This is a genomic window from Pseudomonas antarctica (assembly GCF_900624995.1).
GTDB lineage: Bacteria > Pseudomonadota > Gammaproteobacteria > Pseudomonadales > Pseudomonadaceae > Aquipseudomonas > Aquipseudomonas antarctica.
The window spans coordinates 1-10,810 of sequence record NZ_UYXQ01000125.1 but is presented as its reverse complement, the minus strand read 5'-3'; the positions used below and the strand labels follow the sequence as shown (position 1 = coordinate 10,810).

At 61.2% G+C, this 10,810-nt stretch carries 9 protein-coding genes; 8 read left to right on the top strand and 1 reads right to left on the bottom strand.

What is annotated here, in order from left to right; genetic code table 11:
- The first annotated feature begins 152 nt into the window (after positions 1 to 152).
- The 8 genes from E0F99_RS26100 (at position 153) to E0F99_RS26070 (ending at position 10,101) form a co-directional block, all read left to right on the top strand.
- On the top strand, positions 153 to 956 hold the full coding sequence (locus tag E0F99_RS26100) for a helix-turn-helix transcriptional regulator (protein WP_242626935.1): 804 nt from the start codon (positions 153 to 155) through the stop codon (positions 954 to 956).
- Between the two features lie 167 nt (positions 957 to 1,123).
- Positions 1,124 to 3,202: a hydantoinase/oxoprolinase family protein gene (locus E0F99_RS26095; protein WP_083358521.1), complete on the top strand. Its 2,079-nt coding sequence runs from the start codon at positions 1,124 to 1,126 to the stop codon at positions 3,200 to 3,202.
- Positions 3,203 to 3,214: 12 nt separating this feature from the next.
- Positions 3,215 to 4,873, top strand: coding sequence for a hydantoinase B/oxoprolinase family protein (locus E0F99_RS26090; RefSeq protein ID WP_083358522.1), 1,659 nt, complete (start codon positions 3,215 to 3,217; stop codon positions 4,871 to 4,873).
- A 67-nt stretch (positions 4,874 to 4,940) separates the two neighbouring features.
- Positions 4,941 to 5,291 carry a hypothetical protein gene (locus E0F99_RS30670; RefSeq protein ID WP_232000067.1) on the top strand — a complete coding sequence of 117 codons (351 nt, stop codon included), beginning with the start codon at positions 4,941 to 4,943 and terminating at the stop codon, positions 5,289 to 5,291.
- Positions 5,292 to 5,294: 3 nt separating this feature from the next.
- Positions 5,295 to 5,831, top strand: a complete 537-nt coding sequence (locus tag E0F99_RS30665) for a hypothetical protein (RefSeq protein ID WP_232000068.1) — start codon at positions 5,295 to 5,297, stop codon at positions 5,829 to 5,831.
- A 31-nt stretch (positions 5,832 to 5,862) separates the two neighbouring features.
- On the top strand, positions 5,863 to 6,684 hold the full coding sequence (locus E0F99_RS26080; RefSeq protein WP_083358523.1) for an aspartate/glutamate racemase family protein: 822 nt from the start codon (positions 5,863 to 5,865) through the stop codon (positions 6,682 to 6,684).
- A gap of 21 nt (positions 6,685 to 6,705) precedes the next feature.
- Positions 6,706 to 8,046 (top strand): MFS transporter, encoded by a 1,341-nt coding sequence (locus E0F99_RS26075; protein ID WP_083358524.1) that lies wholly within the window; start codon positions 6,706 to 6,708, stop codon positions 8,044 to 8,046.
- A gap of 138 nt (positions 8,047 to 8,184) precedes the next feature.
- Positions 8,185 to 10,101, top strand: coding sequence for an avidin/streptavidin family protein (locus tag E0F99_RS26070; RefSeq protein ID WP_083358525.1), 1,917 nt, complete (start codon positions 8,185 to 8,187; stop codon positions 10,099 to 10,101).
- Here the strand turns inward: E0F99_RS26070 and E0F99_RS26065 are convergent.
- Positions 10,094 to 10,810, bottom strand: a 717-nt coding sequence (locus tag E0F99_RS26065) for a GlxA family transcriptional regulator (RefSeq protein ID WP_130909007.1), incomplete at its 5' end; no start/stop codon positions are given. The genes E0F99_RS26070 and E0F99_RS26065 overlap by 8 nt on opposite strands.

Genomic DNA, 10,810 nt, shown 5'->3' with positions numbered 1-10,810 from the left:
CGGGGGCCGAAAGCCAATTCGGTGCAGAGAGGTAGGCAAAGGCGCTGGGTGGCTGCCTCAAGGCGCAGCACCTGTATTGGAAAAGTGCCTGGGCCGAAGCAACCCCTTGGTGTCGCGACGGCTGGGCTTCGCTCATCGATACCGACGGTTGGTTGGATATCGCTGCCGTCACGGCCGAAGTGACATGGCGCACTGCGCTGCGCAATCTTGGCCTGCAGCCTGCGTTACTCGAGCTTGCACAGGTGGGCGAACTCGCCGCAGTGCGCAACTGGCAGCGGCTGACAGGCTTGGTCAATGCGTGGCGAGTCGACCTTCTGGTGCAAGGAGGTGCCTTGACCCAAGCGCGTCAGCAAGCACTGGCGATTAACCTGGAAAGCACTGCGAATAACCCGAATGACTGGCGCAACTATGAGGCCGCAACGTTGGCCCTGGCCAGGCTGCAGTTCGCCACGGGAGCATCCAATGAAGCACTCAATCGCCTGCAACGGGCAGCCAAATCCCTGCAAGGCCGCGGGTTGCCGTTGCCCGCCTGGCGCGTGCAACTGCTGGCCCTGGCCGCTCACGGAAAAGGCCATGCGCCACTGCAAAACACACTCCTGACGTCGATTCCGGAACAGGTATTACCCGGCCTTTTATTGGAAGCAGGCCCTTGTATCCTGGCTGCACTGGAGGCGTGCGCCATTACCTCGCGCAGCCAGCACGCGATCATCACCCGCCTGCGCGGGTGGCGCGCTCACCCGGTGCGTTCGCGCACATCCTTCAGTGCCAAAGAGACACAGATCCTGACGTTGCTCGCCGAGGGCCAATCGAACAAAGCCATCGCCCAGGCGATGGATATTTCTGAGAACACCGTGAAATTCCATCTCAAGCATGTGTTTACCAAGCTCTGTGTCGACAGCCGCACCGCCGCAATGGCCGCAGCGATCCGTGTGGGCGTGCTCGACGCGCCTCACTGACCCACCAACCTACCCAGGCGGGTAGTCCGGATGCCCGGATGACCCGCACCTACCCGCCCTGCTCGTAGCCGCCACCAAGCAGCGCGCCCTAGCATCCCTCAACACCAGCCAGAGGTGCTCCACTGGCTCCAACACCACATCAATACAGCAGGAGATGCCCTGTGGGTATGGACGGGAAAACAGTGCGCGTGGCCACCGACGTCGGCGGAACCTTTACCGACTTGGTGTATTTCGAAAACGATCCGGCCACCGGCGAGCAGACCATTCGCTTCGCCAAAGTCGACACCACCCCACCGAACTTTGCTCAGGGCGTGCTGAATGTCATCCGCAAAGCCGAGGTGGATTTGGCTCGCGTAGACTTCCTGGCCCATGGCACCACCGTGGTCATCAACGCCCTGACAGAACGCCGAGGCGTGAAAACCGGCTTGATTACCACCCAGGGCTTTCGCGATGTGCTGGAGATCGCCCGCGCGAATCGCCCGGATTATTTCAACCTGAAATGGGTAAAACCCGCCGCGTTTGTCCCGCGCTATCTACGTCGTGAAATAACCGGACGCCTGCATGCCAACGGCCAGGAGCGCCAAGCCCTGGACCTTGCGCAAGTCGCGCCGATCATCGAAGCGTTTCGCGCCGACAACGTGCAGGCCATTGCGATCTGCTTGCTGCATGCCTACGCCAACCCCGCCCATGAACAGGCCGTGTTGAATGAAGTGCGCAGGCTCTGGCCGCACGTCTCAGTGGTGGCCTCGCACCAGATCACCCGCGAATGGCGTGAGTACGAGCGCTCCAGCACGACGGTGCTGTCAGCCTATGTGCAGCCCATCGCCGCACGCTACCTCGACGACTTGGCCACCGGTTTGCGCGACGGTGGCTACAAGGCGCCGTTGTACATCATGCAATCGAACTGCGGCATCGACAGTGTCGAGCATGCGCGGGAAACCCCGATCACCATGGTCGAGTCCGGCCCGGCCAGTGGTTTTTGGGCCGCTGCCGAACTGGGACGCCTGATTGACGAGCCGAACGTGTTGGGCCTCGACATTGGCGGGACCACGGCTAAATGCGCACTGATTCGCAACGGCCAGGTTTCGATCAAGACGGACTACTGGATTGAGCGGGACCGGATTAATGCGGGTTACCCGATCATGGTGCCCGTGGTCGATCTGGTGGAAATCGGCAACGGTGGCGGCTCGGTCGCCTGGGTTGATGACTTCGACAAACTGCATGTCGGCCCCCATTCTGCCGGTGCCGTACCGGGACCTGCCGCCTATGGCAACGGCGGCACGCACATTACCACCACCGATGCCAACCTGATGCTTGGGCGCATTAACCCGGAGTACTTTTGCGGCGGCAACGTGACGGCGGACATGCAAGCTGTTTTACAGGGTTTGAACGGCCTGGGTCAGCGCCTGCAACTGCCAGCGGATGAAATTGCACGCGGCGTGGTGCGTTTGGCCAACGACAATATGGTCAACGCGCTGAAGCTGGTGTCGTTGAGTCGCGGGCATGACCCTCGAGAACTGACCTTGATGGCCTTCGGTGGGGGCGGCGCCCTGCATGCCGTTGCGCTCGCCCAGGAATTGGGTGTGCAAAAGGTCATCGTGCCGCGCAGTGCCTCGGTATTCTCGGCCTGGGGCATGACCCTCTCGGACTTGCGACGCGACCTGTTTATCAACCGTTTTGTGGAGACCACCTCCCCCGCTCAACTGGAGCAGGCTCAACGGTTTTTGGACGAGCTGACGGGCGCCGCCCGCGAACAATTCGTTGCGCAAGCCATCGCGCCTCAGCACGTTGAGGTTCAAGTGCATTGCAAGCTGCGTTACCAGAACCAGGAGCATTCAGTCGAAGTGCTACTCGGCCCGCACGAACGCATCGACGCGGGTTGGGCGGTGGTCGAACAACGCTTCCACAGCCTCTACGAACAGCACTACACCTATAACCTGCAGGCCCCGGTGGAAGTCATCGGCTTTCATCTGGTGGCCATCGCCCAGATCGGTAAGTTGGCGCCCCAGGCGTTGCCCGTGACCGGCCGCTTGGTGAGTGAGGCCTGCAAGGGTCGACGACGCGTCGACTATGCCCAGGAGGGCATCCATGAGGCAAGTCTGTACGACTATGCCTTGCTCGAACCCATGATGACCTTTTACGGCCCGGCCATTGTCGAGGACGCCGGTACGACCGTGGTCGTACACCCCGGCAACCATGTGCAGGTCGACCGCCTGGGCAACCTGCACATCCTGATCAACGGCTGACGGAGTATTGCTATGAGCACCCTCGATATCTTCACCCGCGACATCATCCAAAATTCCCTGCAGGCCATTGCCGACGAAATGTTCACCGCGATGCGCAAGGCCGCCATGAGCCCGGTGATTTACGAAGTGCTGGACATGGGCACCGGCATTACCGACGCCCAAGGCGAGATCGCCAGCTCCGGCGCAGGCATCCCTGCCTTTGTCGGCGTGCTGGACAAAGCGGTAAAGAAAATACGCCAGCAGCATCCGTTAGCGCAGGACATTGAGGACGGCGATGTCTTTATCAGTAACGACCCCCACGATGGTGCGGTGACTCACCTCAACGACGTGGTCCTGGCCATGCCGGTGTTCGCCGACGGCCATCTGGTTGCCTGGACCGCCAACATTGCGCACTGGAGCGACGTCGGCGGTCGGGTGCCGGGTTCATTGTCTACAGAGGCCACGGATATTTTCCAGGAAGGGCTGCGCCTGGCATCGGTGAAGTTGATCAGCAAAGGCCAGCCGATCCGTTCGGTCTTACAGATTTTGCGTGCCAACACGCGTATGCCGGACTTCATGGAAGGCGATCTGTGGGCCGGTGTCGCTGCCGTTCGCGGGGGCGCCGTGCGCTTGCGCGAACTCACAGGAAAATATGGCACCGCGCTGTTTTTGCTGGCCATGAAAGACTTCATGGACCTGGGCGAAAAAGTCTCGCTCAAGGCATTGGCCGCCTTGCCAGCCGGGCAGCTGAACCTTGAGGAACTGCAAGATGATGGCAGCCTGTTCAAGGTGCGCATTGATATCCGCGCTCACGAACTGCTGATCGACCTGCGCGACAACCCCGACCAGTGCCAAGGGCCAACCAACCTCAGCCGCGACGGCGCGGTGGTCGCGGCGCAAATGGCGTTCAAGGCCTTGACGGCGCCGCAAGGCATCACCAATGGCGGTACGTTTCGCCCGCTGCGGGTGCTCACCCGCCCAGGTTCATTGTTCGACGCACTGCCGCCAGCCGCCGAGGGCTTTTATTTCGAAAACCTGATTCGGGTGCATGACTTGATCCTCTGCTGCCTGGCCCAGCGGTTTCCCGAGCGCTTGCCCGCAGGTAATTTCGCCTCAGTGTGCGCCACGATCATTGGCGGCGTGCACCCGGACACCGGTCGCGCGTTCACGCTGGTAGAGCCGGAAATCGGCGGCTGGGGCGCCGAACCCGGGCGCGATGGCAACAACGCCGTCTATTGCGGGTTGCATGGCGAAACCTACAACTGCCCCGTCGAAGTCTGTGAGGCCCGTTACGGGCTGTATGTAGAGCGCATGGAACTGAACGATGAGCCCGGTGGGCATGGCCAGTTTCGTGGCGGGCGCGGCGTGTGCATCGACTACCGGATTCGCGCCGATGCGAGCTTCATGACCTGTGGCTACACGCGCTCGGTCATCCCGCCCTGGGGCCTGGAGCAAGGCGGCGAAGGCACGGCCAACGGTGTCGAAGTCATCCGCAAGGACGGTCAACGCGAACGCTACAGCATGGCCAGCGGTGTTGCCTTGAATGCCGGCGACCTGGTCAGGGTACGCACCGGCGCAGGCGGCGGGTATGGGCCTGCCGACCGGCGCGACCCGCAGGCCGTTCGCCAAGACCTGAAAAACGGATATATCGACGCTGCAACAGCCCACGCGGTTTACGGCTTGACTCCTTAGCCCCGAGGCGCAACGCGCGCCCTGACGCTCGGCTTACAAGAACAACAACAAAAAAGAGAGCACCACCATGAAACTGCAGCACTCATCGCGTTTATGGGTAGCGCCCGCGCTTGCCTCGATTCTGGGCTTCACGCCCACGGCCCAAGGCGATCAGTTCATCGGCTTCGCCCAGCCCGGCACTCCCGGAAAGTGGGCGCTGGAATCATTCCCCGTGTTCAACCGCACGAGCACTGGCGACGTGCGAGCGGGCAGCAATACGGTCCTGGCGTATTTCTCCGAAACCGGCTTTACCGGCACGCAGCGCGATCAGTTGCAGTTCTGGGTCGGTGCAGACATGGGATACACCGGCACCCGTAACACGCGCAGCAATGGCTCCTGGGGGGTCGCCTCGCCCAACGTCGGCCTGGCCTATTACTAAAACGTGGTGCAGCCCACCAGCGAGTACGGTTCGGATGACTTCACCACGTTCTGGGTCAACCCCACGCTCGCGCTGGAGTTTCCCAATGGCAACGATGAAGGCACCGGTTATGGCGCGTTTGGCAACCGCTACGGTGCCAGCTTCAGCGTCGCCAACTACCTGCGCGTAGGGCGCTTCGCCGCCACGTTCACCCCGGCCGGCATTCATTACGCGGCGCGCAACCGTCACACGACCGACCTTGGCGACGGCGACCCCACACGGCTGCAAGGCGGGGTCAGCTTTTGGCTGGCCAACATTGCTGCCGGTTATCTGGTAACCGATGACCTGTGGCTCGGTGTGCATCACGCCTACCACATCAACAATCGCATGGCCTCGGATTTCAAGGCGTCGCGTCAAGGCAAGATTGGCCCGGCGATGACCTACACGGGTTTCAGCAAACAGGGGTTGTATCTGTCGAGCAACCTGAACGTCGATTACTACCACAGCGACAACCTGCCCCATTCCAATAGCTTGACCATGGCGCTGGTGAAGTTCTTCTAGCGCCACTCACATCATCTATGAGGAATACCCTATGGACAGCACCACCCGCACGCTCGAACCCCATGACATGCCAGTGATCGTGCGTTGGCTCAACCCGATTGGTTGCCCAACGTTCGACGCCCCGATCGCCGAACTGCTGCACAGCATCAAACAGCCTTGCACCGAGGTTGAAGTGGTGTCGTTCGATCTGACGCCAAGCCCCACCCATCTGGAATACCGTGCCTACGAGGCCCTCACCTATGAACGCACCGTGCACATCGCCCGTGATTGCGCGCGCTCGGGCGTGGATGCGTTGGTGCTGGGCTGCTTTTACGACCCGGCATTAGCGGATGCCCGCGAAATCTCCGGTAAAACCCTGGTCGTCGGGCCCTGCCAGGCGAGCCTGCAGGTGGCCGCGCACCTGGCCAATCGTTTCTCGATCATTGTCGGTCGCACCAAATGGATCGAGCAGATGCGCGGCTTGGTGCGCAGCTACGGTGCCGGCGATAGGTTGGCTTCCATGCGCGCGCTCGGCATGGGCGTGAATGAGTTCCAGCAAGACCACGCGCTGACCCGTCGCAAGATCATCGAGCAAGCCCGGCGCGCGGTCGAAGAGGACGGCGCCGAGGCCATCATTCTGGGCTGCACCCTTGAGTTCGGCTTTTTCGAGGAAGTGCAAAGGGAGATCGGCGTACCGGTAATCGACCCGGTGGTGGCGGCCTTCAAAGTCGCTGAAGCCATGGCCGGCATGAAGCGCAGGTTTGGCTGGCGACCGAGTCGAGTGGGCAGTTGTGAACCGCCGCCGGAAGCCGAAATAGAACGCTTCGGCTTGTTCCAGGGCCCCGCCCCCATCGGCAATCGTGTCAAAGCCTGATCCCACAAAAGGATAGCCACCATGTCTGATACGCCCCCAACGCTACAAACCCCTGCGGCGCTCAATCGCAACGTGGGTGATGTGTTCAGAGACGTGCCGTTGACGCGCACCCATCTGCGCTGCTGCCTGGTGTTGTTCTGTGTGTTTGCCATCGAAGCCTGGGAGATGATGATCATCGTCTACACCGCGCCGTTGATTGCTGCCGATTTTTCCCTGGATGCCCTCGCCATCGGCCACCTGATCGGCGCGATGTTCATCGGCATGCTGCTGGGAGCGATGGCCTGGGGCAAAGTGGCCGATCGCATCGGCCGCAAACACGCAATTATCTGGAGCCTTGGCGGTTACGGCCTGATATCCCTTGGCAGCGCGTTTGCACCCGATTACTCAAGCCTTTACGCCTTGCGCCTGCTGTCCGGGGTCGCGGCGGTGGGCATGATCGTGGTGACCTTCGCGCATTTCCAGGAGCTGCTGCCGGTTCGCCATCGCGGCGCGTTGACGGTGTATCTCGCGTCGGGCTGGCCGATCGGCATGTTGCTGGCGTTGGGCGCCACGGTGTGGCTGCTGCCATACGGTTGGCGCGCCATTATCGTATTGAGTTCACTCGGCGGGTTATGGGCGATTGCCGTGGCGCGCTGGGTGCCTGAGTCGCCTTACTGGCTGGCGTCTGTGGGGCGTCAGGAAGACGCCAAAGCGACAATTTATACATTGAGCCGTGGCACGTTACTGATTCCCCAGGCGTGCGAGCTGCAGGTTGATCGGACGACAGCAGGTCGCCAGCGCGACCTGTTCAGCGGCGCCCTGCTCAAGGTCAGCCTGTTGCAAATCGCCGTCAACTTCACCTTTTCGTGGGGGTATTGGGGCTTGCAAACCTGGCTGCCGACCTTGCTGCAGCAACGCGGCCTGAGCCTGCCGCAAAGCTACGGCTTTATTGCGCTGTCGGCGTTGTGCATGATTCCGGGGTACATGGCGGCGGCGTATTTGACCGGCCGCCTGGGGCGTAAAAAAGTCATTGTGGGTTTCATTGGTGCCTCGGCGCTCGCCGGTTACAGCTTTGCCAATGCCCAGAGCCTGGAGATGCTCTACCTGAGCAACTTTGCCCTGGCTTTTTTCAGCCTTGGCGCCTGGGGCGTATGGGGCACCTGGATCGGCGAACTGTACCCTACCGCCCTGCGCACCGTGGGCTACGGGTGGGCCATCTTTGCCCAGCGCGTCGCGAACGTGTTGGCGCCATCGCTGATCGGCGCGCTGATCGCCTATGGCTCCTCGTTCAACTTGACCGCCACCCTCATCAACGTATTTCTGCTGGTCACGGTGGTCCTCGCCGCCTTCATCCCCGAAACGGAAGGCGAGGTATTGCGTTGAAACCCGCTTGTTTCACCGTCGAATCCGACTCGCTCAGGCGCACGCTACCGGCAGCCGACAGCCGCGAACCCGGATTGAATACGTGCACCGCTCCCGGCATGAGCCGGGAGCCCCCTTTCACCTGGAAACGGAGTTCCCATGGCACACCCACCCTCGCCAAGCAATCTGGTTTTCCCCATGCAACGCGGGCCTTTTCAGAACAACGGCGCATCACCGTGGTACTCCACGATCAACCTCGGCACGCCGCCGCAACCGCTGAAGTTCTGCCTCGATTCAGGCACCAATATCAACTGGATCACGTCGACGCTGTGCCTGGCCGATCAATGCGTGCATTTCGCCGATGGCCGTTTTGACGTTAGAGCGTCCAGCACCTTCAGCTTTACCGATTGCCTGCGCAGGCCTTACAGCTTCGGGCCATGGGGCACGATGCAGGTCGAGTCGGCCAGCGACGTGCTGACGACGCCGGCAGGCACTGACTTGCGCACGCAACTGTTGTTGGCCACCGCCTATGAAGGTGAGCAATTCAAGCAGCTCGACTGGGACGGCGCGCTCGGCCTGCCTTGCAGCAGCGCGTATGTGGAAGGTCGCAGTTCGTTTGTGCTGCAAACGTTGATGCGTGAGGGGCAACTGGACCCCGCTTACCCCTTTGTCGCCTTCGACTGGAATCGTCAGGAGCGCACCGGCAGCTGCCAAATGGGCGCCGTCGACCCGTTAAAAACCCAAGGCCCACGCGTGTTTTTGCCCTGGTCGGCTTACACCGCCCTGCCCGGGGTGGAATACCTGTGGTCAGCCGACTTGAAAACGTATGCCGTAGGCACGGAGCAACTGGCGTGCGATATCAAGTTCGCTATCGACTCGGGTTCTTCGCGCTTCAAGGGCGACGACACGCTGATGCGCCAGACCCTGGCGCGCATTGCCTTGGGCGATCAACCCGAGATTGTATTGGGCTTCGCTGACGCAGAAATCACGCTGGGCGCCGACCTCTACAACTGCCTCATCGAGGAAGGCCCGCAAAAAGGCCAAATACTGCCTCAGTTCAATCCACTGGGGCTTCGCGATCTGGTGCTGGTGGGGTCGGTGGTGATGGAGCACTGCTACACGGTGTATGAATACCGCGTGGTGAGATGCTCCAACACGCTGTATTCCCTGGCCCCGGTCGGCGTCTGGCTGTTCAATCGCGCCGATGGTCCGCAGATCATCACGCGGTCTTCATCGAAGCGCTTCGTACCCGGCACACGAGCCGTACTCAATGAAAGGCTCACGCCCACACACGGCGCCTCGGTCGCTGGCACGTGGCAGAACGACTATGGCTCCGTTATGACCCTGGAGCTGTCGGGACAACGCGTGCGCGGCACTTACCAATCGTCAACAGGCTCAAGCGGGCGATACGACGTGATTGGGTTCTCTTCAGGGCCAGGCGCCACTCATGCGCTGAACCCACCGCTAGCGTTGGCCATTGAGTGGCATGACGTTGACGAACAAACGCGTGATCCAAGTTGGCACTGGGTCTCAGGATTGAGCGGGCAGTTGAGTAGCACCGACCAAGGCGATGTGCTGACACTCTCGCATCTACTGATCGCGTCCACTGACTTTCCGGACCTGGCGCGGCGAGGAAACTACGTCGACAAGCTGGTCTATCGTCGCATGGCACAGCCAGCCGGCGCCAAGGCCTGCGTTCCTTTCGCGTCGATACCGGTCGAAAACCCGTTGAGCGGTCGCTGGGTCGCCAGCGATGAGACATGCCTGACATTGCATGTTGAAGCTGACAGCCAGCATCGATTTGGAATGGTTAAGGGGCACTTGATGTTGGGTGGCGCCGTCAGCGAGGTCTGCGGTTTTACCGATATCACTGCGCCAACAAGTCACCTCGCGTTTCAATCCGTGAGCTTGACCGTCATAAATCCCCAGGACGGTGCGGTGTCGACCCTGTGTGGCAGCTTGGATCTGATCGGGCAAACGTTGAACCTGCTGGTACTGGCAACTTCGCCTTCGGCCCCCGCACAGGCGTACCTGGCAACTCGGCTTTGGTCGTTAAACTGCACCCGTGCTACTTGACTAGTCTTTTTTCCTTCGACGGTCTGTAGCCGAAATACGCGCTATAGCACTTACTGAAATGGCTCGGCGAAACAAACCCGCAGGCCACCAGCACGTCCACTTGCGACAACTCGGTGTGCTGCAACAAACGCCGCGCCTCGGTGACGCGCAGCTCCATGTAATAGCGTTGCGGCGTGGTACCCAGTTGCTCCTTGAACAGCCGCTCCAACTGGCGCCGGGAGCGGCCGGCGTAGACAGCCAGTTGGTCCAGTTCCAACGGTTCTTCGAGGTTGGCGTCCATCAGTTTGACCACTTCGCGCAGCGGCGCGCTGACGCAGACGTTTTCTGTGGGTTTGATGCGCCGGTAGCGGGACTCCTCGAAAGACAGGATGTCCTCGATACCCTCAACCAACGCTTTGCCATGCAGGCCCTTGATCCAATCGAGCGCCATGTGGAAGGCCCCCGATGGGCTCGACGCCGTGAGCCGGTCTCGGTCAATCACATAGGGTTCGCTGGTGACCTGGGCGGCCTTGGCAACTTCCGCCAGCGCCGGACGATGTTCCGGGTGGATGGCGCAGCGGTAGTCCTGCAACACACCGGCGCGGCCAAGAAACCATGCACCATTCCACAGGCCGGCGAGGCTGACGCCCAGTTCGGCGGCGGTGCGCAACAGGTGGATCAGTTCATCACCGGCTTTGAGCTCGGTGCGCAACCCTCCGCAAACAACCAC

Bases quoted from the DNA above. Each gene is read 5' to 3' on its own strand.
- E0F99_RS26080 (WP_083358523.1), top strand. From the start codon at position 5,863: ATGGACAGCACCACCCGCACGCTCGAACCCCATGACATGCCAGTGATC.
- E0F99_RS26095 (WP_083358521.1), top strand. From the start codon at position 1,124: ATGGACGGGAAAACAGTGCGCGTGGCCACCGACGTCGGCGGAACCTTT.
- E0F99_RS26090 (WP_083358522.1), top strand. From the start codon at position 3,215: ATGAGCACCCTCGATATCTTCACCCGCGACATCATCCAAAATTCCCTG.
- E0F99_RS26070 (WP_083358525.1), top strand. From the start codon at position 8,185: ATGGCACACCCACCCTCGCCAAGCAATCTGGTTTTCCCCATGCAACGC.
- E0F99_RS26075 (WP_083358524.1), top strand. From the start codon at position 6,706: ATGTCTGATACGCCCCCAACGCTACAAACCCCTGCGGCGCTCAATCGC.
- E0F99_RS30670 (WP_232000067.1), top strand. From the start codon at position 4,941: ATGAAACTGCAGCACTCATCGCGTTTATGGGTAGCGCCCGCGCTTGCC.